The sequence below is a fragment of the Corynebacterium sp. AOP12-C2-36 genome (genome assembly GCF_052379185.1).
GTDB lineage: Bacteria > Actinomycetota > Actinomycetes > Mycobacteriales > Mycobacteriaceae > Corynebacterium.
In genome coordinates, this window is sequence record NZ_JBQSYJ010000013.1 from 1 (window position 1) to 26,927 (window position 26,927).

Here is a 26,927-nt window from a genome sequence, read left to right on the forward strand (position 1 = left end):
TCTCGACGTCGGCACCGGCGGAGCTTCCGTCGGCACCCTGCGCGAGGACCTCGGTGTTGGCGGCGAGCGAGATGTCGCCGTTACCCTGGCCGTCCTGGTCTGCGGACTGGTGCACGGTGGCGGCGCCTGCTCCGGTGGCTCCTGCAGCGGCGACGCCGGTGGCGGCGATCGCAACGAACGCCATGCGGCGCTTTGCAGCGGTGTCCAGCTTGCGGTGGGCTCCGCCTCGCCGTGCGTCAGTCATCAGTCTGTGTACCTCTCCGTAGTCTTGCAGTCGTGCAGCCTCAGGGCTTTACGGCTTCATAGCCTTGCCGTCATCTGATCGGTCCCAAATCGTGACCGGATCGTTATCAACGAGTCGCAACTCTATCGGCATGGACCTCCTCGGGCAAGCCACTTCGCCAAAAAGGTCACGAATCTATATCGGTGGGTAGGTGGGTTGAGGGGGGTTGATCGGGGCGTTATTTGGTAACGGGCAGGTCACGGCCACCGTGTGACGGGTGTGACGGGGGTAGGTGTGATGTAACGCTCGCAGGTGGGCGTGCCTTCCCGGGGGAGGGCGCCGACGTTGTGCACAATGGGACGGGTGAGTAGTGAATCCCAGCGACCGACGTCGAGACGACAGGGGCCCCGTCGTGGCACACGACGTGGCCCGGACGCTCGACGCCGCGGTACGGCCCGTGGCGCGAGCGGAACGGGGACGGAGCGGTTCGTCGCGGGCGAGAACGGGCGCGTCGCGTCGCGCTCGACCGGCGCCTCGCAGCGTCCTGCGACCGAACGCCCGGGTGAGGACGCCGCACGCCCGGCGCCGACCGGCGCGGAGGGCACCTCCGGCGGCCGGCTGGCACGGTGGTGGGCCCTGTGGGGCCCGCACATCCGCCGCTTCGCCCCGACGGTACTGGTCAGCCATGCGGTGACGCTGGCGATCGCCATCGCCCTGGCCGTGGTGGTCGGGGTGGGCGAGACCTTCACCGCGGTGCCCGCGATGGTCGGTTCGTTCTGGATGGTCGCCAACCTGGCGCCGGTGGGGTTCACCGGCGCGCAGCTCGGCATCGTGCCGTTGCTGCCCGCGGCGTTGATCGTGCTGGTGCACTCCCGTCGGATCCGGGCGACCTGCGGGACGCAGATCACGGTGCGCAACATCAGGGTCTTCGCCTCCCTCGCGGTGGTCGTGCCGATGGTGCTGACCTGCCTCGCGTGGCTGGTGCTGTGGGACGCCTCGCACGTGTTCGCCATCTCGCCGCCGAATATCTTCGTCGCGTTGCTGTCGACGGGCCTGCTCAACGGCTTCATCTTCGTCCTGGGGCTGGGGCCGAAGATCTGGCGGGCGCTGCTGCTGCGTCGCGGTCTGCCGACATGGCCGGTGGAGTCGGTGCGTCTGGCCGGCAGCTTCGTGCGGTGGGTCCTGGTCGCCGGACTGGTGGCCACGCTGGTCCAGCTCCTCTTCAACCTGTCGATGCTCTCCGACGCCTACTCGATCGCGCCGGACGCCTGGGGCAAGATCGGCCTGACGGTGCTCTCCGTCCTCTACCTCCCGAACCTGGCGGTCGGCGGGGCAGCGGTGCTGACGGGCAGCGAGATGCATGTCGGCGACGCCTCGGCGTCGTTGTTCGCGGTGACGAACGCGAACCTGCCGCCGCTGCCGGTGCTCGCCGCCATGCCCCACTCCGACCTGCCGTTCGGCGAGGCGCTGCTCGTGGTGCCCGCGGCGATCGCGCTGGTGATCGTCTACCGCTTCTTCACGGTGCGCTCCTTCGTGGAGTCCCCGGTGTTCACCGCCGTGGGGGCGGGTGTCTGCGCCGGGGTCCTGGGTCTGCTGGTGAGTCTGGCGGCCGGGGGCACGCTGGGTGTCTACGGGTCGGCCGGACCGTTGCTGTGGCTCACCCCGCTGGTCTTCGCCTGCTGGCTGCTGGTTCCGGCACTGCTGGTGCTGGGCTGGGTGTCGCGGAAGGGCGCGCGGGTCATGGAGACCGCCGGCGAGGACGACGAGCCCGAGTTCGAGCCAGAGGCCGAGACGGAGGAGCCCGAGGCTGAGGAAGCGGCCGACGAGTCCGAGCCCGAGGACGCCGACGGGGTCGCCGACGAGCCCGAAGGCGTCGAGGACGACGCCGACGCCGAGGAGTCTGAGCCAGCGGATGAGCCCGCCGACGAGCAGGACGACGAGCCGGAAGACGACCCCGAAGCCGAGCCCGAAGCAGAGCCCGAAGGGGACACTGAAGAGGACCCAGGGGAGGACCCCGGGGACACCGACGTCGAGGAAGACGGTAGGACACAGTAAGCTGGCACATCGTGAGTGAGTCAGTAGCCCCAGCAGTCCCGGCAGACCCGGCAGCGGTCCGCCGCACGGTGCAGCGCGCGGGGGACGTCCTGCGCGTCGTTGTCCTGGCCTCGGGAACCGGGACACTGCTGCAGTCGATGCTCGACGACCTCGGCGAAGGCGTCGAGGTCGTGGCGGTGGGGGTCGACCGGCCGTGCGCCGCCGAGGAGCGTGCCGCGCAGGCCGGCGTCCCCTCCTTCCGGGTGGACTACAACCCGGAGCGGGTCAGCGGCTACGACCGTGCGGGGTGGAATGAACGCCTGGCGTCCGAGATCGCCGCCTACACGCCGGACGTCGTCGTCAGCGCGGGGTTCATGCGCATCCTCGGCGCGCCGGTGGTCGAGCGGTTCCGGGGGCGGATCATCAACACGCACCCGGCGCTGCTGCCGTCCTTCCCCGGCGCCCATGCCGTGGAGGACGCCCTGGCCTACGGCGTCGCACTCACCGGATCGACCGTCCACGTCGTCGACGACGGGGTGGACACCGGACCGATCATCGCCCAGCGTGCTGTGCCGGTGCTCCGGGCCGATTCAGTGGAGTTGCTCCACGAGCGGATCAAGACCGTCGAACGGGCGCTGATCGTCGACGTGCTCCACCAGACCGCGCAGAGCGGTTACACCATCGAAGGACGAAAGGTCTGCATCAATGACTGAAACCACGACTGGAACGACCCGCCCCATCCGCCGCGCGCTGATCAGCGTGTACGACAAGTCCGGGCTGGAGGACCTCGCCACGGGTCTGCACCGTGCCGGGGTGGAGATCGTGTCGACCGGGTCCACCGCCGCGAAGATCGCGGACGCCGGGGTGCCCGTGGTGCGGGTCGAGGAGCTTACCGGGTTCCCGGAGTGTCTCGAGGGTAGGGTCAAGACGCTGCACCCGCGCGTGCACGCCGGCATCCTCGCCGACACCCGTAAGGATGACCACCTGGCCCAGCTCAAGGACCTGGGTGTGGAGCCCTTCGACCTGGTCGTGGTGAACCTGTACCCGTTCACCGACACGGTGGCCTCGGGCGCGGACTTCGACGCGTGCGTGGAGCAGATCGACATCGGGGGCCCGTCGATGGTGCGTGCCGCGGCGAAGAACCACCCGTCCGTGGCCGTGGTCGTCGACCCGGCCGCCTACGGCGACGTGCTGTCGGCCGTGGAGGCCGGCGGGTTCACCCGCCAGGCCCGTACCCGGCTGGCCACCGAGGCGTTCCGGCACACCGCGTCTTACGACGTGGCCGTGGCGTCCTGGATGACGGAGCAGGTCGAGCAGGTCGAGAAGGACGCCGAGGACGAGCAGGACGCCCGCTTCCCGGAGTGGATCGGTCAGGTCAACGAGCGTGTGCACTCGCTGCGTTACGGGGAGAACCCGCACCAGGCCGCCGCGGTGTACACCGCACCGGGCCAGGAGGGTGGGCTCGCCAACGCCGAGCAGTTCCACGGCAAGGCCATGAGCTACAACAACTACACCGACGCCGACGCCGCCTGGCGTTCGGCCTGGGACCACGAGCGTCCCTGCGTGGCGATCATCAAACACGCGAACCCGTGCGGCATCGCCGTGGCAGACGACGTGGCCACCGCCCACCGCACGGCCCACGCCTGCGACCCGGTCTCGGCCTACGGCGGAGTCATCGCGGTGAACCGCCCGGTCTCCGTGGAGATAGCCGAGCAGGTCGCCGGGATCTTCACCGAGGTCATCGTGGCCCCCGGCTACGAGGACGGCGCCGTGGACGTGCTGAGCCGCAAGAAGAACATCCGTATCCTGCAGACCACCCCGCCGGTGCGTGAGGGTGCCGTGGAGCACCGCGAGATCTCCGGCGGTGTGCTGGTGCAGGAGCGCGACCTCGTCGACGCCCGCGGCGACGACCCGGCGAACTGGACGCTGGCCGCCGGTGGGGCCGCGGACGCCGCGACCCTCGCCGAGCTGGAGTTCGCCTGGCGTGCGGTGCGCGCGGTGAAGTCCAACGCGATCCTGCTGGCCAAGGACGGTGCCACCGTGGGAGTGGGCATGGGCCAGGTCAACCGCGTGGATTCGGCGAAGATCGCCGTGGACCGGGCGAACACCCTGGCGGGCGACGAGCGTCGCTCCGAGGGCTCTGTCGCCGCGTCCGACGCGTTCTTCCCCTTCGCCGACGGTTTCGAGACCCTGGCCGAGGCCGGGGTGCGTGCCGTGGTCCAGCCCGGTGGGTCGGTGCGTGACCAGGAGGTCATCGACGCCGCGGTCGCCGCAGGCGTGACGATGTACCTCACCGGGGAGCGCCACTTCGCGCACTGAGTGAGTGCAGGGCGGTTCCGCGGTTACGGGGCTACGATGAGGGTCCATCCTCGAGAGGACCCCACCATGAGCCGCAGGACCACCGCCCACCTCTTCCATTCCCTCGACGGTGTCGTCGAGGACCCCCACCTCTGGCAGTTCGACGCCTTCGGCCCGGAGGAGGGGGAGGCCATGGACGGCCTGCTCGCCCCGGTCACCGACGCGGTGATCGGGGCGACGTTGTGGCGGCAGTGGTCCGAGTACTGGCCCGCCGAGGTTGCCGGCGACGAGACGGACGGCTTCGGTGCCTGGGTGAACCCGGTGCGCAAGCACGTCGTCTCCTCGACGTTGGGGGACGAGCACCCGACGGGCTCCCGTGGAACAGTACGTTGATCACCGGCGACCCCGTCGACTACCTCCGGGACCTCCGGGACTCCGAAGGCGGCGGCATCGCCGTGCTCGGCGGGATCACCACGGTACGCACGTTGTTCCTCGCTGGCGTCATCGACGAACTCACGCTCACGACCCACCCCGTCCTCGCGGGGACGGGTCGCCATCTCTTCGACGCGGAGATGCCCGTCACCCGGCTACGTCTGCTGGACGCCACGAAGACTTCCGTGGGCAACGCCGTGTTGACCTACGGGCTGCGACAGGGTGACTGACACGAGCGCTCAGGTCAGTTGTTTCGCGCCAGCCCGGCGTCGAGCATTGACGACCACCTGTCGACGGTCCGGCGCCGCTGATCCGAGTTGTCGACCAGGACCGCGCCCAGGCCGAGGCCGCGCGCCAGGTCGACCGTCATGCGCAGGAGCTCGCGGGTCGGGGGGTCGAGAAGGTCGGCGTCCAGTGCGATGGCCATGAGTTGCTGGACCTCACGTGCATACCTGCTATCGACCGACACGATCAGTTCGCGCAGGTCACCCTCTGATCCGGCTGCTGCGGACCACACATGCAGGGCGGCGCGGAACGAATCGCTGGTGAAGGAGTCGAAAACGAGTTCCATCACCTCGACGGTCGGTGAACCGCCAGGGGGCGTCCCGAGATCGGCGACGGCCCGGCGAAGTTGATGGGTGAGCCTGGAGTAGAACTCCGCCACCGTTTCCTCGATCAGCACGTCGCGGGTCGGGAAGTGTCGCTGGGCGGCGCCGCGGGAGACGCCGGCCCCGACAGCCACCGCACTGACAGTCGTGTCGGCGGCCCCGTGGTGGGACAGCGTCGAGATTGCGGAGTCGAGGAGTTTTCGGCGTGTCTCCCGGCTCCGGGCCTGTTGTGGGGTGTGCGACATGTCGCCTCCGTTGGTCCATCCACGTCTGGGGTGTTGCTGGACAGGGTAGCAGTGTGGCGTGGTGGACAGGTGCGGAGGAACGCGGAAATGCATCATCTGTGATTCGATATATTGTGCTCTGCCTGGGGATATATCTCTTGTCTGTACCTAGTCCTTGAAATGAATCGTTGGTGATCTCTTTACTTTGTGTGCTGCATCACATACTGTCGTGCTTCAGAACCACATGCTGAGCATTGCAAAACGGAAGTAGTTCCGTGGTGCGAGGAGAGGACCACATGATGACGGCACCAACCGGAGCACCCGACCGCGCCGAGCACACCGTTGACCTCCGTTCGATGGTCACCGATCTTGAAGAACGTCTTGCCCGGGTTCGGCGTGGTGGGGGAGAGAGGGCGAGGCAACGACACGTGGACCGGGGAAAGATGCTTCCCCGCGACCGTGTCGACTCCCTGCTGGACCCCGGCAGTCCTTTCCTGGAGATCGCACCGCTGGCAGCGGAGGACATGTACGACGGGAAGGTGCCGGGTGCCGGAATCGTCGCCGGGGTCGGACTCGTGGAAGGCCGGCTATGCCTCATCGCAGCGAACGACGCGACCGTGTCAGGGGGCACCTACTACCCGGTGACGGTCAAGAAGCACCTACGTGCCCAGGAGATCGCGGAGGCGAACCGGCTTCCCTGCATCTACCTGGTCGACTCGGGCGGGGCGATGCTGCTCCAGCAGGACGAGGTCTTTCCGGACCGGGACCACTTCGGACGCATCTTCTACAACCAGGCCCGGATGTCCGCTGACGGGATCCCCCAGCTGTCAGCTGTGATGGGGTCGTGCACTGCAGGTGGTGCCTACGTTCCGGCGATTTCCGATGAAGCGGTCATCGTCGACGGTCAGGGGACGATCTTCCTCGCGGGCCCACCGCTGGTCAAGGCGGCGACAGGGGAGGACGTGAGTGCCGAGGACCTCGGCGGCGGTGCCATGCACTCCAGGATCTCCGGAGTCACCGACCATCTCGCCGCGGACGACGCGGACGCCATCCAACGAATCCGCGACATCGTCGCAACCCTTCCGCCGGACGCTCCCGCCGGAGCGTCGGACGAACGCGGCACCGCAACGTCCTGCCGGCCACAGACCGACCTCTACGACATTGTGCCGCCGGACCTCAAGACCCCCTACGACGCACGTCAGGTCATTGAAATCCTGACGGACACGGGTTCCGTCCACGAGTTCAAGGCAGAGTACGACGACTCCGTGATCACCTGCTTCGCCAGGATCGAGGGGCACAGGGTCGGGATCATCGCCAACAACGGCGTCATCTTCGGAGACGGGGCGGTGAAGGCGGCCCACTTCATCGAGCTGTGTGAACAACGGGGCACACCGCTGCTGTTCCTCCAGAACACCACCGGGTTCATGGTCGGCAAAGACTATGAACAGGGAGGCATCGCCAAGAACGGCGCCAAGATGGTCACCGCCGTGGCGACGGCGAGCGTACCGAAGCTGACCGTGATCACGGGCGGAGGATTCGGAGCCGGGAACTACGCCATGTGCGGTCGCGCCTACTCACCCAGGTTCCTCTGGACGTGGCCGAACGCCAAGGTCTCGGTGATGGGCGGGGCCCAGGCCGCCATGACGCTGTCCACCGTGCGTGCCGCGAAACAGGAGCGCGAGGGCCACACATGGTCTGAATCGGACCGCGCGGAGTTCGAGCAACCGATCCGGGACCTGTTCGACGAGAAGTCCAGCTGCTGGTACGGCACCGCCCGCCTCTGGGACGACGGCGTCATCGACCCCGCCGACACCCGGCGCATCCTGTCCATGGCCCTGGACGTCTGTGCACGGGTCCCACGTGATGACCAGGCCGGTTCCGGCTTCGGCGTATTCCGGATGTGAGGAAGCAGAATGAACATGTTCGACACCGTCCTTGTCGCCAACCGGGGCGAGATCGCCTGCCGGGTCATACGCTCGGTCCAGGACGCGGGGCTACGCGCCGTCGCCGTCTACTCCGACGCCGACGCGGCCGCCCCGCACGTGGGTGCCGCGGACCTGGCCGTGCGGCTCGGCCCGGCCGCGGCCGCCGAGTCATACCTCAACATCGACCGGGTTCTCGCCGCCGTCGCCGCCTCCGGCGCCGGTGCCGTCCACCCCGGTTACGGGTTCCTGTCCGAGAACGCGGACTTCGCACGTGCCTGCGAGGACGCCGGCATCGTCTTCATCGGGCCGTCCGCCGAGGCCATCGAGGAAATGGGTGACAAGATCACCGCCAGGGCCACCGTCGAGTCCAGGGGAGTGCCGACCGTGCCCGGCATCTCGCGCCCCGGTCTCACCGACGAGCAGCTCGTCGACGGGGTGACCGGCGCCGACGGAGGCGACGGGGTGGAGTTCCCCGTGCTCATCAAGCCCTCGGCCGGGGGCGGGGGCAAGGGCATGCACGTCGTGGAGGAGCCGGACGGACTACCGGGGGCCATCGCCACGGCACGTCGGGAGGCGGCGTCCACCTTCGGCGACGACACCCTGTTCATCGAGCACTACGTGGAGACTCCACGGCACATCGAGGTGCAGGTCATGGCGGACGCACACGGCAACGTGATCCACCTCGGCGAGAGGGAGTGTTCGCTGCAACGGCGCCACCAGAAGGTCATCGAGGAAGCGCCGTCGACGTTGCTCGACGCACAGACACGGACACGTATCGGCGAGGCGGCCTGCGACGCCGCCCGGGCGTGCGGCTACCGGGGTGCCGGAACCGTGGAGTTTATCGTCTCCGCCTCGAGGCCGGACACCTTCTTCTTCATGGAGATGAACACCCGGCTGCAGGTGGAGCACCCGGTCACGGAGCTGGTGACGGGCATCGACCTGGTGGACCTGCAGATCAAGGTTGCCCAGGGCGAGCACCTGCCCATAACCCAGGAACAGGTGACGATGACCGGACATGCCGTGGAGGCCAGGGTGTACGCCGAGGACCCCGCCAACGGCTTCCTGCCCACCGGCGGGCTGATCACCTCCCTGCGTTGGCCCACCGGCCCCGGCGTACGCGTCGACGCAGGAGTCGTCGAAGGCCAGGAGGTCAGCCCGGACTACGACCCGATGCTCGCCAAGGTCATCTCCCACGGTGCCGACCGGGACCAGGCGGTGCAGCGCCTCGACGAGGCTCTCGCACGGACTCTCATCGTGGGGCCCGGCACCAACATCGAGTTCAACCGGTACCTCCTCGAGGATCCGAAGGTTCGCGCCGGGGAGCTCGACACCGGACTGCTCGACCGCATCGCAGACGACTTTGCGGAACGCCAGGCACCCGGGGAGGCCGTTCTGGTCGCCGCGCTCGCGCTGCGGGACTCGGCGAGGCAGGAGGAGGGTAGGTCTGGCCGGCACCGTGCCTGGGCACAAGCCGACGGCTGGAGGCTGGGTGGGGTACCGGCACCCTTCCGGACCAGACTCGCCGTGCCCGGTACCGGTCCCGTCGACGTCCGCCTGGACGTGGACGGCGACCGGGTGACCTGTACGCAGACCCCGGTGGATCCGGAGCAGACCGCAGATGGGCCGGTGCAGGCCACGCTCACCACCTACCCGGGTTCCGGGAAGGACGAGACGAACCGTGTGCTGACCCCGCGAGGGGAGATCGCGCCGGGGCGTCGCTGGTTGAGCAGGAACCTGGCTGTCCTGCTGGACGCGGCGGGTGGGCGGTCGGTCGCCGTCTCCGGCAGTGAGGGGACCTGGGTTTTCGAACCCCTCGGCCTGTCCAGTTCCGCGGTGGACCTCCAAGGCGGGGAGGACGACGTCCTCAGCCCCATGCCCGGCACCGTCGTCGCCGTGCCCGTGCAGGACGGCGCGACGGTGACCGGGGGCCAACCGCTGATCGTGCTCGAGGCCATGAAGATGGAGCACTGCCTGACCGCAGCGCATGACGGAACCGTGAGCCTCGGTTGCGCCGTGGGCGACAAGGTCGGCGCCGGCACGGTCCTGGCGACTGTGGCCGCCGTGGCCGCCGTCGCCGACACCGAACCCGAACAACCACACCACTCGTGAAAGGACGCACCATGTCTCCTCAGTCTGTATCTTCCACACGTTCCTCCATCGCCGATGACGGACTCTCCACGGAACTCGCTGACCTGCGTCGCACGGTCGAGGAGTTCGCCAACGAGGTCGTCGACCCGAAGGCCGCCGACAACTACCGGAACCACACCTTCGACTACGACATCGTCGCCCAGATGGGGGACCTCGGACTCTTCGGTCTGCCGTTCTCCGAGGAGTACGGCGGCATGGGCGGCGACTACTTCGCGCTCGGAGTCGCCCTCGAGGAGCTGGCCCGCGTCGACCAGTCCGTGGCCATCACCCTTGAAGGCGGATGCTCTCTCGGAGCAATGCCGATCTACCGCTTCGGTGATGAGGCGCAGAAGGAGAGGTGGCTTCCCGACCTCGTCACGGGCCGGGCACTCGCCGGATTCGGTCTCACCGAACCGGGTGCCGGATCGGATGCCGGCGGGACGGCGACCACCGCGAAACTCGACGACGGTCACTGGGTGGTCAACGGGTCGAAACAGTTCATCACCAATTCCGGGACCGACATCACCTCGCTGGTCACCACGACCGCGGTGACCGGCACCCGCGAGGACGGGAGGAAGGAACTCTCGGCGATCATCGTGCCCACGGATACACCCGGGTTCACCGCGGAACCCGCCTACGACAAGGTTGGTTGGAACAGTTCGGACACCCACCCGCTGAGCTACGACGACGTCCGGGTCCCGGAAGCCAATCTCCTCGGCACCCGGGGCAGGGGATTCGCGCAGTTCCTCTCCATCCTCGCCGAGGGGCGGGTGGCGATCGCGGCACTGGCGACCGGCGTGGCCCAGGGATGCGTGGACGAGGCCGTGTCCTATGCGAGGCAGCGGACGTCCTTCGGCCGGCCGATCGCGGAGTACCAGGGGATTTCCTTCAAGATCGCCCGGATGGAGGCACGCGCCTGGTCCGCGAGGCAGGCGTGGAGGTCTGCGGCGAGGAAGATGCTCACCGGTGCCGACTTCAGCAGGGAGGCGTCCATCGCGAAGATGCTCTCCGCTGAGGCGGCGATGGACAATGCACGCGACGCGACACAGGTGTTCGGCGGTGCCGGCTACATGAACGAGACCCGCGTGGCCCGTCACTACCGTGACTCCAAGATCCTCGAGATCGGTGAGGGCACCACGGAGGTCCAGCTCATGCTCATCGCCCGGTCGCTCGGCCTGGAGGGCCCCGAGAGCGGGAAGGGGAGGTCATGAACACGGTCGAACAACGTGGCCTGTGGCTGGAGGAGTTCAGTGAGGGCACGACCTACCTGCACCGTCCGGGGCGGACGGTGACGGAGGCGGACAACACCTTCTTCACCACGCAGACGATGAACACCCAGCCACTCCACCTCGACGCGGCGTGGGCGTCGACCCAGCACGGTTTCCGGGGTGAGCGCCTGGTGAACTCGATGTTCACCCTGTCCACGGTGGTGGGCCTGTCGGTGAACCAGCTGACGCTCGGCACGATCGTGGCCAACCTCGGTTTCACCGACGTGGCGTTCCCGGCCCCCATGTTCCACGGAGACACCCTGTACGCCGAGACCACGTGCATGTCCACCAGGGTCTCGGAGTCACGACCTGGCCAGGGTGTGGTGGAACTCCGGCACGTGGGGCGCAACCAGCACGGCGACGTCGTGTGTACTGCAGTGCGATCCACGCTGGTGCGACGTCGGCCGGAACAGCCAGGGGAGCAGGGGGCCGGGTCATGACGCAATCGGTAGATCGCTGGGCCCCGCCCGGCCCGGCCCTGCTCTTCGCCCCGGCCGACCGCCCGGAGCGTTTCACCACCGCGGCCGAGCGGTCGGACGCCGTCATCCTCGACCTGGAGGACGGGTGCAGGAGGGAGAACCGTGCCACCGCCCGACGGAACGTCGTCTCCGCCGGACGTGAGGGCACACTGGATCCGGCACGCACGGTCGTGCGGGTCAACCCGCCGGGCACCGGCGACTTCGGGGAGGACGTGCGCGCGGTCGCCGCGTCCGGTTTCCGGACGGTGATGCTGCCGAAGACCGAGGGCGCCGACTCGGTGGAGGCATTGCGTGACGTCCTCCCCGAGGCGGAGGCTTGGCGGGTCATCGCCCTCGTCGAGACGCCGAGAGGCGCCTTGTCCCTGGCCTCCGTCGCCGACCATCCGCAGGTGGACGCCCTGATGTGGGGTGCCGAGGACCTGACGGCGGCCCTCGGCGGCACCGCCTCACGGTACGGTGCGGACGAACTGCCCACCACTGGTGGAGGCGTCTCCGGAAGTCCCGGAGGGTACCGGGAGGTACCGCGGCTCGTCCGCTCGATGGTCCTGCTGCACGCAGCGGCGGCGAACATCGTCGCCCTCGACTCGATCCACGCCGACACCTCGGACACCACCGGTGCGGGGGCCGAGGCCGTCGACGCGGCGGCCAGCGGTTTCTCGGCGACCGTCGCCATCCACCCCGGTCTCGTCCCCGTCATCCGGGAGGCGTACCGGCCCACCCGGGAGCAACAGGAGTGGGCCCGCCGGGTGGTCGCCGGGGCCGCCGCCAACTCCGGTGCCTTCGCCGTCGACGGCAGGATGATCGACGCACCGCTGCTCCGCCAGGCAGAGGAGATCCTGAACCGTACGTCCACCACAACACAACCACCACACGAGCACAGGAGCTGAAACCCATGGCACCCGTTTTCCTTTCCTCCCCCGGCGACATCGACCCGTCGTTGTCCCACGCGCTGGGGCCGACGGACACACACCTGCTCGACGAGACCATCGGCCAGAACCTGGCCCGGACGGTCGCCGCCTTCCCGGACAAAGACGCACTCATCGACCTCTACGGCGACATCCACCTCAGCTACCAGGAACTGCACCGCAAGGTGCTCAAGCTGGCGTCAGGACTGCACAACGCCGGATACCGGAGGGGCGACCGCATCGGGGTGTGGTCACCGAACCGGTGGGAGTGGGTCATCCTGCAGTTCGCCACCGCGGAGATCGGTGCGATCCTGGTCTGCATCAACCCCACGTACCGTGCCCGTGAGCTGACGTACGCGGTGAACCAGTCGGGGGTCAAGGGACTGTTCTCCGCCGGTAGGTTCAAGGACTCCAACTACCGGGCGATGGTCGGTACGGTCGAGCACACCTTCGACCGGCCCTACAAGGAGACGATCTTCTTCGGCTCCGAACGCTGGGAGGAGTTGGCCGGCCACGCGGTCCTGGACCTGAAGGCGGTGCGGGATTCACTCGATCCCCACGATCCGATCAACATCCAGTACACCTCGGGGACGACCGGCATGGCCAAGGGAGCCACGCTGACCCACCACAACATCCTCAACAACGGCTACCTCATTGGTGAACGGCTGAGCTACACCGAGAACGACCGGGTGGTCGTTCCGGTACCGATGTTCCACTGCTTCGGCATGGTTCTGGGGGTTCTGGCCGCCTTCACACACGGGGCGGCGGTGATCTTCCCGGGGCCGGTCTTCACTCCGGAGAGCACGTTGGAGGCGGTCCACCTCGGACAGGGGACAAGCTTGCTCGGCGTCCCGACCATGTTCATGGCCGAACTGCGGGCACTGGAACAGCTCAAGGAGAAGGGCAAGGAGTTCGACCTGTCCGGTCTGCGCACCGGGATCATGGCGGGGACCTCCTGTCCCACGACGACGATGCGTGAGGTCATCGACGTCCTCGGCATCACGGAGATCAGCATCTGCTACGGGATGACCGAGACCTCGCCGGTCAACCACCAGACCCTGCCGGATGACCCGGTGGAGAAGAGGGTCGAGACGGTCGGCCGGGTCGGTCCGCATCTGGAGGTGAAGGTCGTCGACCTCGACGGGGCCACTGTGCAGCGTGGGGTACAGGGTGAGCTGCTGGTGCGCGGTTACTCGGTGATGCGTGGATACTGGGACATGCCGGAGAAGACGGCGGAGGCGGTCGACCCCGAGGGGTGGATGCACTCCGGTGACCTCGGTGTGATGGACACCGAGGGTTACGTCCAGGTCACCGGCAGGATCAAGGACATGGTCATCCGCGGCGGGGAGAACATCTACCCGCGGGAGATCGAGGAGTTCCTGTACGAGCACCCCGACATCGCCGACGTCCAGGTCATCGGGGTGCCCGACGAGAAGTACGGCGAGGAGCTCATGGCCTGGGTCATCATGGATGACGGCAAGGAACCGCTGACCGTGGAGGACATCCGTTCCTACTGCGACGGCCAGTTGGCCAGGTTCAAGGTGCCCAGGTACGTGCACGTCACGGACGCTTTCCCGATGACCCTCTCCGGCAAGGTCAGGAAGGTCGAGATGCGGGAGAAGTCCATCAGCATCCTGGGGATCTACGAGAAGTCCTCGCCCCGTCGGTGAGCGCCCGCCGTGCGGCGTTGACGCCGCACATGAAGTGCACCCCGCCGCCGGGAGCGGTGGACGAGGAGCACAGGTAGACCCCCTCCACCCCGGTGGAGTAGGGGTCCGGGCTCAGCCGGGGACGGGCGATCAGCTGGACCAGGTCGTTGGCCCCGCCGGAGATGTCCCCGCCGAGGTTGTTGGCGTTGTGCTCCTGCACCGCCGACGGGGGAGAGGCGACCCAGTCCACGACCATGTCGCGGAAACCGGGGGCGGCCCGCTCGATCTGGGCGGTGACGAGCTCGAAGGTCTCCTGCGCGCTGCCGTCCCATCCGGCGGGCACGTGGGCGTAGGCCCACAGCGGGTTCAGCCTGCGCCCACCGGTGACTCTGCTGCGCGAGGGGTCGGCGAGGTACTGCTGGCCGACGAGGGTGAACGGGCGGCGGGGGAGCCGTCCCGACCAGCAGTCCTTCTCGGCGGCGGCGATCTCCTCGGCCGTGCCGCCGAGGTGGACGGTGCCGGCGCGGTGGGCGTCCGGCGACAGCCACGGTACGTCGCCGTCGAGCACGTAGTCGATCTTGGCGACGGCGGGGCCGCGGCGGAACCGTGACCATGCCCGCGCGGTGCGGGCGGGCAGCCGCTCGCCGAGGATGCCGGCGGCGGTCTCCACGGAGGTGTCGAGCAGGACGATGTCGGCGTCCTGCGCCTGCGCCAGGTCGGTGACACGGGTGTCGGTGAGCACCGTGCCCCCGAGCTCCTCGAGCTCGGCGACCAGGGCGTCGGCGATGGACTGGGACCCTCCCACGGCGACGGGCCAGCCGTGCCGGTGTCCGGCGACGGTCAGCAGCGTGCCGGCTGCGGAGGACGCCGGGAGGTGCAGCGGGGTGAAGGCGTGGGCGGCGACACCGGCGAACAGGGCGCGCGCCTCCGCCGAACGCCACCGCCGCCACGACCAGGACGCCGGCAGCGCCGCACCGGCCCCGAAGGCGGCCAACAGCACCGGGTGGCGGGGCACGTGCAGCAGCGGGCCGAGGAACTCCTCGGCGACGGCGTCCGCCCGCGTCGCGAGCGGACCGAAGGACGCCTGCCAGAGCCGTCCGTCCTGCCCCGGGAGTCCTTCGCCGGTGGTCTGCGGCGAGGTGTGCAGTGTGGCGGAGCGTCCGGCGGACAGGACGTGGACCATGTCCACCGGCGCGGAGGCGAAGCGCAGCCCGTGGCGTCGCAACGCCGGCCCGAGCGAGGGGTCACGCAGCAGCGGGCTGGCCTGGGCCAGCGGATGGGCCGCCGAGCACAGGTCGTGCAGTACCCCGGTGTGCATCAGTTCGGCGCTGCGCACCCCGCCGCCCACCGTGGGTTCGGCCTCGAGCACGGTGACGTCCAGCCCGGCCCGGGCCAGGACGACCGCGGCGGCCAGTCCGTTGGGGCCGGAACCGACGACGGTGGCGGTGGATGCAGGCATGGCACCGACCCTATCGCGCGACCGTCGAATATCGCCCGAACCGCACCCGGAACGCCGTCGGGGACCATAATGGGACGCACGGAACTCTTCCACGAAAGGAACATGGCACCATGAGCAACCCCACCCCGTCCCCCGAGGACGTCGTCATCGTCGGAGCCGCCCGCACCGCCCAGGGCAAGATGCTCGGCGCGCTGGCCTCCAAGTCCGCCGTCGAGCTCGGCGCGGCGGCCATCACCGGTGCCCTGGAGAGGGCGGGTGTGGCGGCGGAGACCGTCGACTACGTCTACATGGGCCAGGTCGTCCAGGCCGCCGCCGGCCAGAACCCGGCGAAGCAGTCCGCGGTCACCGCGGGCCTGCCGATGTCCACCCCGGCGGTCACCGTGAACAAGGTGTGCCTGTCCGGGCTGGACTCGGTGATCAACGGTGCGCGCATGCTCAAGGTGGGTGACGCGCAGGTCGTGGTCGCCGGTGGTCAGGAGTCGATGACCAACGCCCCGCACCTGGCCGCCGGTGTGCGCGCCGGGGCGAAGTTCGGTTCGCTGGCGCTGCAGGACTCCCTGGAGCGCGATGGTCTGGCCGACCCGGTGCACGGCACGGCGATGGGTGTGGAGACCGAGGCCGGCAACACCGACCGAGGCATCACCCGTGAGGCGCAGGACGAGGTCGCCGCCCTGTCGAACCAGCGCGCCGAGGCCGCCATCGCCGACGGCACCTTCGCCGAGGAGATCGTGCCCGTGGAGGTCCGCAAGCGTCGCGAGACCGTGGTCGTCGACACCGACGAGGGCGTGCGCCCGGGCACCACGCAGGAGGGGCTGGCCGCGTTGCGTCCGGCGTTCGCGAAGGACGGGACGATCACCGCCGCCTCAGCGTCGCAGATCTCCGACGGTGCGTCGGCCGTGGTGCTGACCACGCGTGCCTACGCCGAGGAGAACGGGTTGACCGTCCTGGCCACCCTGGGTGCCTCCGGCGAGACCGCGGGGCCGGACACGTACCTGCACTCCCAGCCGGCGCAGGCGGTCTCCGCCGCACTCGACAAGCAGGGCTGGTCGACGTCCGACCTGGACTTCCTGGAGGTCAACGAGGCCTTCGCCTCCGTGGTGGTGCAGTCGGTCAAGGACCTTGACTACCCGCTGGAGAAGACGAACATCCACGGCGGCGGTATCTCGCTGGGCCACCCGATCGGCGCCTCGGGCGCCCGCCTGGTGGTGACCGCCGCCTACGAGCTCAACCGTCGTGGCGGGGGACGTGCTGCGGTGTCACTGTGCGGTGGCGGCGGTCAGGGCGACGCGCTGCTGCTCTGGCGCTGACGTCCCCCACGGCTTCGGGGAGGTGGGGTCAGGGGCGGTAGCCGAGCCGGCGGGCGGCGAGTTCGCGCAGGATCTCCACCGTCCCGCCGCCGATCCCGTTGATCCTCATGTCACGGTACTGCCGCTCGACCTCTGTGCCCTCCATGAACCCGGCGCCGCCGAACAGCTGGACGGCCTGGTGGGTCACCCATTCCCCGGTCTCGGTGCAGGTGTTCTTGGCGAAGCATGCCTCGGCGACCAGGTCGTCCTCCCCGTCCTCCACCCGGTCGACGAGACTGCGGACGTAGGTGCGTGCGACCTCCGTCCGTCGGGCCATCTCCGACAGCGTCATCTGGATGCTCTGACGTGCGATCAGGGGTTCACCGAAGGTCTCCCTGTCGCGGCACCACTGGACACTGAGGTCGAGGCAGCGCTGCGCCTGGGAGTAGGCCTGGATGGCCATGCTCAGCCGTTCGGTCACGAAGGCCATGGAGATCAGGAGGAACCCGGAGTTCTCCTCACCGACGAGGTTGCCCGTGGGGACGCGCACGTCGGTCAAGGAGATCTCGGCGGTGTCGGACGAGCGCCACCCCATCTTCGTCAGCTTGCGGGTGACCTCGAAGCCCGGGGTGTCGTTGTCCACGACGATCAGCGAAACCCCCCGGGCACCTTTGAGCGCATCGCCGCCGGTGCGGGCGGCGACGACGGTGAAGTCACCGCGGACGGCGGAGGTGATGAAGGTCTTCGAACCGTTGATGACGTACTCGTCGCCGTCCTTGACGGCGGTGGTCTTCAGGTTGCCGACGTCGGAGCCGCCACCGGGTTCGGTGATCCCGAGGGAGCCGATCCTGTCGCCGCTCAGGGTGGGACGGACGTACTTGTCGATGAGGTCGTGGTCCCCGCCGGCGACGATGTGGGGGCAGGAGATGGTCACGGTGAACAGTGACGCCTGGACACCGGCGGCCACCCCGGCCTCGTGCATGGCCTCGGCGACGGCAGTCGACTCGCGCATTCCCGCGCCCTCCCCACCTGCCTCGGTGGGGAATGCCAGGCCCAGGAGGCCGAGTTTGCCTGCTTTCCCGGAGAGCTCCCGGGGGATCTGTCCATCCTCCTCCCACTGGTCCTGGTAGGGGAGGATCTCGGCCGCGGAGAAGTCGACGGCCGTCTTGCGGAGTGCGGCGATCTCTGGGGTGTTCCAGTGCTTGTGGCTCATACAGGTCCTTTCGTGATGTGGGTCAGGTGTCTGTTACCGATTACGGACGACTGATTTCGGCGGGCCGGCGAAGATCTGCGCGAATTCCGCCCACCGCCGGGGTTCCTCGCCCTCGAAGACCAGGGAGAGATCCTTGACCTCCCGTCGCTGTGAGACGAACAGGCAGAAGTCCAGCGCAGGCCCCTTCACCGTCCCGATGGCAGATCCGTCGTCGGGCCCCCACGACCACGTCCCGCCGTCGGGGGACTCGAGTTCGACGAGGAACTCCCCCTCGGGCGCGGTGAGGTCGTTGATGACGTAGGAGAAGTCGCGGGTGATCACCCCCAGGTGGCAGATGTCCCGCAATCCGCCGGACACGGGGCGTTCGATGCCCAGGGCGTCCGCGACGTCCTGGCCGTGGGCCCACGTCTCCATGAGTCTCGCGGTCGCCATGGAGCGCAGGCCCATAGGCGGTCCGAACCACGGGTACTTGCGTGGCGTGCCGGCCGCCTCCTGCCGAAAAGCCTCGTCAAGTTGCTTTCTCGATGTGCGCCAACGTTCCAGCAGCTCCGGGATGGGGGATGCTGCCCCCTCCGCCGCCGTCCTGTCGGTGATGCTCTCCGGGTTCGCCCGCGCATCGAGGTCGTAGGTCGAGAAGGGCCCGTCGTCGCTGGTCGAGGCGAGCGAGGCCGAGGCTGCCTCGTCGGTCCATGACAGATGGGCGATCTGGTGGGCGATGGTCCACCCGGGCGCGGGGGTCGGACGAGACCATGTGGAGCCGTCGATGTCCCGGACCAGCCCTTCGAGGGCGTCGCCCTCTTTTCTGAGGACGTCCAGGGTGGCGAGGGTGGGATCGGGGGAAGTGGGCATGGAACCTCCGGTGTCGGGGTGATGTGCACCACATACTGACATACTTTCCTGCAAAAAAGAAGCACTTGCGATTAATTTTTGAACCCTGTATGTCTTGTAGGCAAAACAAGATTCGCGGATCAGATGACGGATGGGAGAGGTAGCCATGGGAGACAGGCTCGATCGTGGGTTCGGCAACTGGGTCACACTGCACAGCAAGAGGTATCCGGAGTCGGTGGCCTACATCGACGGTGAGACCGGATCCGTACGGACGTATGCTCAGCTCGAGGAGCGTACGAACGCGCTGGCGGACGTGCTCGCCAAGCGCGGTACGGCACGTGGGGACCGGGTCGCCCTCGTGACGATGAATTCCATCGAGACGATGGAGATCCTGGTGGCGGTGGCGAAGCTCGGGGCGATTGCGGTGCCGATCAACTACCGTTTGACGTCGAAGGAGATCGAGTTCATCCTCCTGGACTCGGGCGCGTCGAGCCTGTTCTTCTCGATGCCGTTCCTCGACCTCGTGAATGACGCGTGTACGGACGAGACCAGGGTTCGTGACCGGTTCGTGGTCCCGGATTCGGAGATGAGGTTGACCGGGAAGTCGTCGGACCTCGAGGCCATGATCACCCGGGGAAGTTCGGAGCGAGTGGTGCGGGAGGTCAATGAAGCCGACATCTGCGTGGTGATGTACACCTCCGGCACCACCGGCAAGCCGAAGGGCGCCATGCTGAGCCACGGGAACTTCGTCTGGAACGCGGTACACAGTCTAGGGCTCGGTGATGGGTGGACCGCAGGGGACAGGACGATCTCAGCGGCACCCCTGTTCCATATCGGGGCGCTCGGCGTCAACACCCTGCCGTTCCTCTTCATCGGCGGGAGTTGTGTGGTCCTGGAGAACTTCGTCCCGGCGAACTGGATCTCCTCCGTCGAGAAGTACGGGGTCACCAATGCATTCCTCGTGCCCGTGATGTGGTCGGCCGTTCTCGGTGACGCGTCCTTCGGGGCAGGGCAGGTGCGGAGCCTACGTTTTGCCGTCTCGGGAGGAGCTCCCTGTCCGGTCGCGGTGATTGAGGCTATGCGTGAACTCGGGGTCCCGTTCACCGAGGGGCTGGGGATGACCGAGACGAGCCCCCTTTGCGCCGTGCTACGTCAGGACGAGGTACTTCGGAAGAAAGGCACGGTAGGAAAGCTCGTACAGCAGGTCGAGTTCCGGATCGAGGACGACGCCGGGGAGGACGTGGGGGTTGGACGCGTTGGCGAACTACTCGTGCGCGGCCCGAACGTGTTCTCCGGCTACTGGAACAATCCGAAGGCGACGTCCGAGGCTCTCCGGGACGGCTGGTTCCACACCGGAGACCTGGCCAAGGTGGACGAGGAGGGGTTCTACACGTTGGTGGACCGCAAGAAGGACATGGTCATCACCGGAGGGGAGAATGTCTATTCAACCGAGGTGGAGTCGGTGGTGCGCGGGCACCCGGACGTTCGCGACGTTGCGGTGATCGGCATCCCGGACGAGAAGTGGGGTGAGGCGGTGACCGCGGTGGTGGTTCGAGCCGAAGGTTCCTCGCTGACGCCTGAGGAGCTGATCGCGTGGTCGCGCCGAAGCTTGGCGGGGTTCAAGGTGCCGAAGTCCGTGGAGTATGTCGACGTCCTACCGCGCAATGCCACCGGTAAGGTCCTCAAACGAACGCTGCGCGCTGAACGCACCGGGAGTGAGATGTCTGTACGCCGGTGACGATGCGCTTGTACTCACCCGAGCAACAACGTGATCACCGCGATGGAGGGGATGGACAGCATCGTGCTGATCACCGCGGTATCGCGGGCCAGCACGGTGTTCACACCGAAACGCTGCGAGTAGGTGAACACGTTCTGCGCCGTCGGCAGTGCCGCCACCACGACGAACACCAGGAGAGCGGCACCGGAGGCGTCGAAGAGCAGGCGGGCCGCGGCGTAGGCGATCAGGGGGTGCACGACGGTCTTGGTCAGTGCGGCGAGCCACACGCTTCGCCGTGGACTGGTCTCCCGGTCGAGGACGGAGACCTCCGCCATCGACAGCCCGAAGGCGACGAGGGCGGCCGGCACGGTGCCCGCGGCGAGCAGTGCGACGGGCTCGGCGAGCATTTCCGGCAGCGTCCAGCCGGTGTTCGTGTACAGCAGGGACAGGACGATGCCCACGGTGGCCGCCACGATCAGTGGGTTCCGGATGACGCCGAGAACGAGTTCGCGCACCAGGGGGCCGATGCTGCTGCCGGCACCCGCGGCGTCCCGGCGGGCCTTGCGGGTGGTCACATCCAGCAGTAGGACGGTGGCCGGACCGTACAGGGCGACCTGGAAGATGATCACCGGGAGTGAGGCGGTCGGGTCGTCGAGGACGTGGGTGGTGATGGGCACGCCGAGGTTCGAGCCGTTGCAGTAGGAGCAGGCGAGCATCGTGATCAGGCTGTCGGACGTCGGCCGGCGGGCGAGGAAGCGGTAGCCCAGGAATCCGACGGCCCCGGCGAGCAACGTGCTGATGACCACGATGGCGAGGTTCTCGCCGAAGACGGTGGCGAGGTCGGCCTCGCGCAGGAAGTTGATCAGCAGTGCGGGGGTGGCGAGGTAGAACACGAACATGTTCAGCGCGTACACCGCATTCGGTCCGAGCAGTCTGCGGCGGCCCACCAGGTAGCCGAGCGCGATGATGATCACCACCACCATGAACCCACTCAGAACGTTAAGCATGTGCACCATTAGATCAGGCCGGTGACCGCCCCCGACGATGCGGGGGAGGTGACCGGCCTGCTGCGGTGAGGAGGGCTGGTGTCAGCGGTTGTAGACCACGTACGACTTCGCCCACTTGTCGCAGATGTGCTGGCGGTGCGGGTCGCGGGCGATGAGCACGCCGAGGGCGGCGTAGATCGCGATGGATGCGATATTGCCGATGAAGGGGATCCATCCGACGACGATGCCCGCGAGGTACCAGCTGTTACGGATGAAGGAGTCCTTCGCGGAGATGACACGGCCGTCGGCGTCGACGACCTTGATACCCAGGGCCATCTTGCCCAGCGTGCGACCCGCGGTGGTCTCCATGCCGACACGGTAGGCGAACCACAGGACAAGGGAGAGCAGTGAGTAGAGGTAGAAGTTGCCGAGGTCGAGCTCGGGCTCGACACCGACCTGGCCTGCGTCCAGCCAGGCGGAGTAGTCGTCCATCCACGACATGAAGCCCGGGGCGATGAAAATCGCAGCCAGGACGACGGCCACGAGGAAGAAGAGGAGGCCGTCCAGCAGGAAGGCGCCCAGCCGTCGACCCGCCCCCGGGTACGCGTTGGAGGGGACGAGGCTGTTCGGGTCGTAGGCCTGCTGACCGTAGCCGAAGTCCTGGTTGGGGTACTGGGGCACGCCACCCTGCCCGGTGTAGTCACCGTAGGAGGGCATGCCGCCGGTGTGCTCGTTGCGATCCTCGGGGGAGTTGTTCGGGTTGTACGGGTTCGTCATGTGGCCTTTCACGGTGTGTATGGACGTCTCAGGGTAACACCCCGTCGACGGGTACGACTGAACCCCGCCTCCGGCACAGGGCCGGGACGGGGTTCAGAAGGTCTTAGTTAAACGCGCGCTGCTGCTACGTCGGAGTCCGAGGCAGGATCAGCGGCTGTGGAACGGCAGAAGAGCCATTTCACGGGCATTCTTGATCGCGGTGGCGACCTCGCGCTGCTGGCGGGGGGTCAGGCCGGTGACGCGGCGGCCACGGATCTTTCCGCGGTCGGAGATGAACTTACGCAGCAGTGCGTAGTCCTTGTAGTCGACGGTCTCGATGCCCTCGGCCTTGAGCGGGTTCTTCTTCGGGCGGCGGGACTGCTCGAGCCGCGCCTTCTTGTGGTTGGTGCGCTTCATGCGTGTGCTCCCTTTTACCAGCTGGACTTGCGAACGCCGGGCAGCTCACCGCGGTGAGCCATCTCGCGGACGCGGACACGGGACAGACCGAACTTGCGGAGGTAACCGCGGGGACGGCCGTCGGCGGCGTCACGGTTACGAACACGCACGGGGGCGGCGTCGCGCGGCTGACGGTTCAGCTCGAACTGAGCCTCGGCACGCTGGTCGTCGGTGGAGTTCGGGTTCTTGATGATCGCCTTGAGCTCGGCACGGCGCTCAGCGAAGCGAGCGACGATTTCCTTACGCTGCTCGTTCTTCGCGATCTTGGACTTCTTAGCCATAGATTAACGCTCCTCGCGGAACTCGACGTGCTTCCGGACGATCGGATCAAACTTCTTGAGCGTGATCCGGTCCGGGTTGTTCCGCTTGTTCTTGCGGGTCACGTAGGTGTAACCGGTGCCCGCGGTGGACTTCAGCTTGATGATGGGGCGGATATCGTTACGTGCCATCAGATCTTCTCCCCACGTGCGCGGATCTTGGCGACGACGGCTTCAATGCCGTTCTTGTCGATGGTCTTCAGGCCCTTGGTGGAGACGTTCAGCGTGATGGAACGACCCTCGGAGGGCAGGTAGAACGAACGGCGCTGGATATTCGGGTTCCAGCGGCGGTTCGTGCGGCGGTGCGAGTGCGAGACGGTTTTGCCGAAACTCGGCTTCCGACCCGTGACCTGGCAATGTGCCGACATGGGTATCTTTCTCCTTCCGCCCGCGTAAGCGGTCCCTCGTGCCGCGCCGACAGTGGAGGACACCACTGCGAAAACCCACATCTAGACGGGATGTGGGGCCGGGGCACTGTCTGGGGCCGATCGCGCGTGCGATGACGTTTACTAAGACAACAGCGTTGCACGACACTACCCCATGGTGGCGTGCAGGCATAATCGTTGTGGGGGAGAGGTCCGGGCCGGCCGGCGATTTTCCACCACGGGTGTGCAGGGGATAGGATGACAGATCGTGTTGCGCCCTGCATGTCGTCGTGTCTGCACGGACGCGCCCACACTCCAAACCCGACCCAGGCACGACCTGCCGTGCCGGGCACCGACTCCGGTGCCCGGGGCGAGGGACCGACCTGGCGCACAACCCTGAGGGATTGAGAATGAAGAACGATATCCACCCCGACTACCACCCGGTGGTCTTCAAGGACGCCAGCACTGGCCACCAGTTCCTGACGCGTTCCACCGCCACCTCCGACCGCTCCGTGGAGTGGGAGGACGGCAACGAGTACCCGCTGATCGTCGTTGACGTCACCAGCGAGTCCCACCCCTTCTGGACGGGTGCACAGCGTGTCATGGACACCGCCGGTCGCGTCGAGAAGTTCCAGCGTCGCTACGGCAACCGTGTTCGCCGTACCAAGAAGAACGAGGAGGGCTAAGAAATGGCAGTTCCGAAGCGCCGTCTTTCCCGCGCCAACACCCACCACCGCCGTTCGAACTGGAAGTCCGACAACGTCGCACTCCAGACCGCGAAGATCGACGGCCGTGAGGTCCAGATCCCTCGTCGCCTGATGAAGGCCGCGAAGCTGGGTCTGGTCGATCTCGACTAGTTCGCGACCACGTTCGCGCACTACCCGGACGCCCCCGCCGACACTGTCGGCGGGGGCGTCCTCGCGTCTTCTGCCGTACCGCCCCCGCGGGAGCCTCTTACGTTGTATCCTGGCAATGTCCCCGCGTCCGTGCTGTTCGCCGCGCATGCTAGTTCGAGTCGGTTGACGGTTCCCTGTCAGTTGCCTGTGGTTTCGGCATAGCGGTGTCGTTTCCGCGTGGTCCTGGTGCAGAATGGCGGGATGAAGATTCTTGTTGTCGACGACGATCAGACGGTAAGGGACTCTCTACGTCGCTCTCTCACGTTCAACGGCTACGACGTAGCTTCGGCGGGAGACGGTGACGACGCCCTCCGTCAGATTCGTCAGGAGTCACCGGACCTGGTGATCCTCGACGTCGAGCTCGAGGGGGTCGACGGCCTCACAGTGTGCCGCGACCTCCGAAGTGCCGGAAACGACGTCCTTATACTCATGCTCTCCGAAAGTACCGATGTCTCCGACCGTGTGACGGGCCTCGACGCCGGGGCGGACGACTTCATGTCGAAGCCGTACGCCCTCGAGGAGGTGCTCGCCCGGGTGCGCTCCCTGCACCGTCGGTCCGTGCGTACCGCCGTCGCCAAGAGCGTCGAGGTCAAGCCCCTCGCCTTCGAGGACCTGTCGCTGAACCCGGAGACCCGTGAGGTCAGCCGCGGTGACCGGAAGATCAGCCTGACCCGTACCGAGTTCGCCCTGCTGCAGCTGCTGATGCGCAACCAGCGCAAGGTGCTCAGCCGCACGAAGATCCTCGAGGAGGTCTGGGGCTACGACTTCCCGACGTCCGGTAACGCCCTGGAGGTCTACATCGGCTACCTGCGTCGTAAGACGGAGGAGGGTGGGGAGTCCAGGGTCATCCACACCGTGCGCGGCGTGGGCTACGTGCTGCGCGACGACGCGCCGTAAACCCTCCCGCTGGCAGAATGCTGAGTGCGCGCCCCACGCTTGCCGTGTGTGGCGCGCACACGTTCCGATCGCACTGTCAGGCGGCGCGGACGAGACGTCAATCTGGGTCAGCCATAATCAGTTACGTCAGAACATAGTTGAGTCAGCCGACGGGACACGCCGGCGAAGGAGAGTCAGATGTCCGGGGAAGATCGGAACGGCAACGACTACAACGGCGCAGGCGGCCCCGCCGGCGTAGGCGGATCACACGAGGCGGGGACCGACGCCTGGGGGAGGACCTCACCGGACTACCGGCAGGGCGCGCCCGACGGGCAGTCCGGCTTCTCCGACCCCGGCGCACAGCAGCGACACTGGGAGGCGCTGTCCAGCCAGTACCCCAGCAACGAGGGGATGCCCGGCTACCCCGTGGCAGGGCCCGAACTTCCCCCGGGCGGCGCGCCTGCGGCGACGAAGGACTCTCCCCGCAGGTTCTCCACCCCGGTGGTCGCCGCCCTGGTGCTCGCGGTCGGTGTCGCTTCGGCGGCCGTCACCGCCGGCATCGTCCAGAACGGCGACAGCAGCTCCGGCGTCACGTCCTCCCTGAACAGCTCGGGCAGCGGTGAGAGGGAGAACACCTCCGTCTCCGACCCCGACCCGGGAACGGTGGAGGACGTCGCCTCGAACGTGCTCCCCAGTGTCGTTTCCATCCAGGTCACCACCCAGCAGGGTGGTGCTGAGGGATCCGGTTCGATCATCAGCTCCGACGGGCTCATCCTCACCAACAACCACGTCGTCTCCGGCTCCGACGAGGGCGAGATGACCGTCACCACCAACGACGGGCGCCAGCTGCAGGCCGACGTCGTCGCCACCGACCCCCAGACCGACCTCGCCGTGGTCAAGGCCAACGGCACCGACGACCTGCAGCCCATCGCCATCGGCGACTCCGACTCCCTCCAGGTCGGCGAGACCGTGGTAGCCGTGGGCTCGCCGCTCGGCCTGTCCTCGACCGTGACCACCGGCATCGTATCGGCGATGAACCGTCCCGTGCAGGCCGGCGGTGAGGACGGCGGCGAGGCGTCGCTGATCGACGCCATCCAGACCGACGCCGCCATCAACCCGGGCAACTCCGGCGGCGCCCTGGTCAACCTCCAGGGTGAGCTCGTCGGCATCCCCTCGGTGATCGCCACCCTCGGCGGCGAGATGGGCGGGGAGTCCGGGTCGATCGGCCTGGGCTTCGCCATCCCCTCCAACCAGGCGGAGGACACCGCCCAGCAGCTCATCGACAACGGTTCGGCCACCCACCCGGTCATCGGGGCGACGGTCAACACCGGCACCGAGACCTCCTCCAACGGGGCCGAGATCGTCAAGGTCGTCGGCGGCGGTCCGGCGGCAGACGCCGGGATCCGCGACGGCGACATCGTGACCAAGGTCGACGACCGGATCGTGGACAGCGGCGTGAGCCTCATCGCCGCCATCCGGTCCCACAACGTCGGAGACGAGGTCACGCTGACCGTCACCGACGGTAACGGTGGCAATGAACGGGAGATCGGTGTGACGCTGTCGGCGTCCGAGGACGACTAGTCCGCGACCATTCAACCCC

Annotated in this window: 27 protein-coding genes and 1 pseudogene; 17 read left to right on the forward strand and 11 right to left on the reverse strand. The window is 67.7% G+C overall.

What is annotated here, in order from left to right:
* Positions 1–244 (reverse strand): annotated as a pseudogene (locus ACT3UN_RS11820) (M23 family peptidase); the annotation flags it as partial.
* Positions 245–577: 333 nt separating this feature from the next.
* On the opposite strand from ACT3UN_RS11820, the gene ACT3UN_RS11825 reads away from it, so the two are divergent.
* From ACT3UN_RS11825 to ACT3UN_RS11845, 5 genes are all read left to right on the forward strand, one after another.
* On the forward strand, positions 578–2,278 hold the full coding sequence (locus ACT3UN_RS11825; protein ID WP_441582692.1) for a cell division protein PerM: 1,701 nt from the start codon (positions 578–580) through the stop codon (positions 2,276–2,278).
* A 68-nt stretch (positions 2,279–2,346) separates the two neighbouring features.
* Positions 2,347–2,970 (forward strand): phosphoribosylglycinamide formyltransferase, encoded by a 624-nt coding sequence (gene purN / locus ACT3UN_RS11830; protein WP_441582695.1) that lies wholly within the window; start codon positions 2,347–2,349, stop codon positions 2,968–2,970.
* Positions 2,963–4,576, forward strand: a complete 1,614-nt coding sequence (purH, locus tag ACT3UN_RS11835; RefSeq protein WP_444657176.1) for a bifunctional phosphoribosylaminoimidazolecarboxamide formyltransferase/IMP cyclohydrolase — start codon at positions 2,963–2,965, stop codon at positions 4,574–4,576. Before purN ends, purH begins: the two co-directional genes overlap by 8 nt.
* Positions 4,577–4,642: 66 nt before the next feature.
* Complete coding sequence (locus tag ACT3UN_RS11840) at positions 4,643–4,948, forward strand: hypothetical protein (RefSeq protein ID WP_444657177.1); 306 nt, start codon at positions 4,643–4,645, stop codon at positions 4,946–4,948.
* Positions 4,945–5,217 (forward strand): dihydrofolate reductase family protein, encoded by a 273-nt coding sequence (locus ACT3UN_RS11845; protein WP_444657178.1) that lies wholly within the window; start codon positions 4,945–4,947, stop codon positions 5,215–5,217. The genes ACT3UN_RS11840 and ACT3UN_RS11845 overlap by 4 nt, the downstream gene beginning before the upstream one ends.
* Positions 5,218–5,231: 14 nt before the next feature.
* Here the strand turns inward: ACT3UN_RS11845 and ACT3UN_RS11850 are convergent, their stop codons facing one another.
* Positions 5,232–5,840: a TetR/AcrR family transcriptional regulator gene (locus tag ACT3UN_RS11850; RefSeq protein ID WP_301442780.1), complete on the reverse strand. Its 609-nt coding sequence runs from the start codon at positions 5,838–5,840 to the stop codon at positions 5,232–5,234.
* Positions 5,841–6,118: 278 nt separating this feature from the next.
* Between ACT3UN_RS11850 and ACT3UN_RS11855 the strand changes: the two genes are divergently transcribed.
* The 6 genes from ACT3UN_RS11855 to ACT3UN_RS11880 are packed head-to-tail and all read left to right on the forward strand — an operon-like array spanning position 6,119 to position 14,193.
* Positions 6,119–7,723 carry a carboxyl transferase domain-containing protein gene (locus ACT3UN_RS11855; protein WP_441582690.1) on the forward strand — a complete coding sequence of 535 codons (1,605 nt, stop codon included), beginning with the start codon at positions 6,119–6,121 and terminating at the stop codon, positions 7,721–7,723.
* A gap of 15 nt (positions 7,724–7,738) precedes the next feature.
* Complete coding sequence (locus ACT3UN_RS11860) at positions 7,739–9,853, forward strand: acetyl/propionyl/methylcrotonyl-CoA carboxylase subunit alpha (protein ID WP_441582689.1); 2,115 nt, start codon at positions 7,739–7,741, stop codon at positions 9,851–9,853.
* Between the two features lie 11 nt (positions 9,854–9,864).
* A complete protein-coding gene (locus ACT3UN_RS11865; protein ID WP_441588279.1) occupies positions 9,865–11,082 on the forward strand; it encodes an acyl-CoA dehydrogenase family protein in 1,218 nt (405 codons plus the stop codon).
* Positions 11,079–11,579 carry a MaoC family dehydratase gene (locus ACT3UN_RS11870; protein ID WP_301442777.1) on the forward strand — a complete coding sequence of 167 codons (501 nt, stop codon included), beginning with the start codon at positions 11,079–11,081 and terminating at the stop codon, positions 11,577–11,579. The genes ACT3UN_RS11865 and ACT3UN_RS11870 overlap by 4 nt, the downstream gene beginning before the upstream one ends.
* Positions 11,576–12,505 (forward strand): HpcH/HpaI aldolase/citrate lyase family protein, encoded by a 930-nt coding sequence (locus tag ACT3UN_RS11875; protein ID WP_301442776.1) that lies wholly within the window; start codon positions 11,576–11,578, stop codon positions 12,503–12,505. The genes ACT3UN_RS11870 and ACT3UN_RS11875 overlap by 4 nt, the downstream gene beginning before the upstream one ends.
* 5 nt (positions 12,506–12,510) lie before the next feature.
* Positions 12,511–14,193 (forward strand): AMP-binding protein, encoded by a 1,683-nt coding sequence (locus tag ACT3UN_RS11880; RefSeq protein ID WP_301442775.1) that lies wholly within the window; start codon positions 12,511–12,513, stop codon positions 14,191–14,193.
* Here the strand turns inward: ACT3UN_RS11880 and ACT3UN_RS11885 are convergent.
* A complete protein-coding gene (locus ACT3UN_RS11885; protein WP_441582687.1) occupies positions 14,150–15,631 on the reverse strand; it encodes a phytoene desaturase family protein in 1,482 nt (493 codons plus the stop codon). The genes ACT3UN_RS11880 and ACT3UN_RS11885 overlap by 44 nt on opposite strands.
* Positions 15,632–15,741: 110 nt before the next feature.
* On the opposite strand from ACT3UN_RS11885, the gene ACT3UN_RS11890 reads away from it, so the two are divergent.
* On the forward strand, positions 15,742–16,938 hold the full coding sequence (locus ACT3UN_RS11890) for an acetyl-CoA C-acetyltransferase (protein WP_441582686.1): 1,197 nt from the start codon (positions 15,742–15,744) through the stop codon (positions 16,936–16,938).
* 28 nt (positions 16,939–16,966) lie between these two features.
* On the opposite strand, the gene ACT3UN_RS11895 is transcribed toward ACT3UN_RS11890, so the two are convergent.
* Both ACT3UN_RS11895 and ACT3UN_RS11900 read right to left on the reverse strand, forming a co-directional pair.
* Positions 16,967–18,130, reverse strand: a complete 1,164-nt coding sequence (locus tag ACT3UN_RS11895; protein WP_441582685.1) for an acyl-CoA dehydrogenase family protein — start codon at positions 18,128–18,130, stop codon at positions 16,967–16,969.
* A gap of 33 nt (positions 18,131–18,163) precedes the next feature.
* Entirely contained in the window at positions 18,164–18,979 is an 816-nt protein-coding gene (locus tag ACT3UN_RS11900; protein WP_301441966.1) for a TIGR03084 family metal-binding protein, read from the reverse strand.
* Positions 18,980–19,124: 145 nt separating this feature from the next.
* Here ACT3UN_RS11900 and ACT3UN_RS11905 point away from each other — a divergent pair, with 145 nt between their 5' ends.
* A complete protein-coding gene (locus tag ACT3UN_RS11905; RefSeq protein ID WP_301441965.1) occupies positions 19,125–20,696 on the forward strand; it encodes an acyl-CoA synthetase in 1,572 nt (523 codons plus the stop codon).
* A gap of 14 nt (positions 20,697–20,710) precedes the next feature.
* On the opposite strand, the gene ACT3UN_RS11910 is transcribed toward ACT3UN_RS11905, so the two are convergent.
* From ACT3UN_RS11910 to rpmB, 6 genes are all read right to left on the reverse strand, one after another.
* Positions 20,711–21,682: an AEC family transporter gene (locus ACT3UN_RS11910; protein ID WP_441582684.1), complete on the reverse strand. Its 972-nt coding sequence runs from the start codon at positions 21,680–21,682 to the stop codon at positions 20,711–20,713.
* Positions 21,683–21,763: 81 nt separating this feature from the next.
* On the reverse strand, positions 21,764–22,438 hold the full coding sequence (locus ACT3UN_RS11915) for an RDD family protein (protein ID WP_301441963.1): 675 nt from the start codon (positions 22,436–22,438) through the stop codon (positions 21,764–21,766).
* 147 nt (positions 22,439–22,585) lie between these two features.
* A complete protein-coding gene (gene rpsR, locus ACT3UN_RS11920; RefSeq protein ID WP_038546820.1) occupies positions 22,586–22,834 on the reverse strand; it encodes a 30S ribosomal protein S18 in 249 nt (82 codons plus the stop codon).
* Between the two features lie 14 nt (positions 22,835–22,848).
* A complete protein-coding gene (gene rpsN, locus ACT3UN_RS11925; protein WP_301441962.1) occupies positions 22,849–23,154 on the reverse strand; it encodes a 30S ribosomal protein S14 in 306 nt (101 codons plus the stop codon).
* Positions 23,155–23,157: 3 nt separating this feature from the next.
* Positions 23,158–23,322, reverse strand: a complete 165-nt coding sequence (rpmG, locus tag ACT3UN_RS11930) for a 50S ribosomal protein L33 (RefSeq protein WP_010187624.1) — start codon at positions 23,320–23,322, stop codon at positions 23,158–23,160.
* Positions 23,322–23,558: a 50S ribosomal protein L28 gene (gene rpmB / locus ACT3UN_RS11935; protein WP_301441961.1), complete on the reverse strand. Its 237-nt coding sequence runs from the start codon at positions 23,556–23,558 to the stop codon at positions 23,322–23,324. Before rpmB ends, rpmG begins: the two co-directional genes overlap by 1 nt.
* A 407-nt stretch (positions 23,559–23,965) precedes the next feature.
* Here rpmB and ACT3UN_RS11940 point away from each other — a divergent pair, with 407 nt between their 5' ends.
* The 4 genes from ACT3UN_RS11940 to ACT3UN_RS11955 all read left to right on the forward strand — a co-directional run bounded on the left by ACT3UN_RS11940 (position 23,966) and on the right by ACT3UN_RS11955 (position 26,908).
* On the forward strand, positions 23,966–24,241 hold the full coding sequence (locus ACT3UN_RS11940) for a type B 50S ribosomal protein L31 (protein WP_038546832.1): 276 nt from the start codon (positions 23,966–23,968) through the stop codon (positions 24,239–24,241).
* Between the two features lie 3 nt (positions 24,242–24,244).
* Positions 24,245–24,412, forward strand: a complete 168-nt coding sequence (gene rpmF / locus ACT3UN_RS11945) for a 50S ribosomal protein L32 (protein WP_441588303.1) — start codon at positions 24,245–24,247, stop codon at positions 24,410–24,412.
* 240 nt (positions 24,413–24,652) lie between these two features.
* Positions 24,653–25,348 (forward strand): response regulator transcription factor, encoded by a 696-nt coding sequence (locus tag ACT3UN_RS11950; protein ID WP_301441959.1) that lies wholly within the window; start codon positions 24,653–24,655, stop codon positions 25,346–25,348.
* A gap of 177 nt (positions 25,349–25,525) precedes the next feature.
* Positions 25,526–26,908 (forward strand): trypsin-like peptidase domain-containing protein, encoded by a 1,383-nt coding sequence (locus ACT3UN_RS11955; RefSeq protein WP_444657179.1) that lies wholly within the window; start codon positions 25,526–25,528, stop codon positions 26,906–26,908.
* The last annotated feature ends 19 nt before the right edge of the window (positions 26,909–26,927 follow it).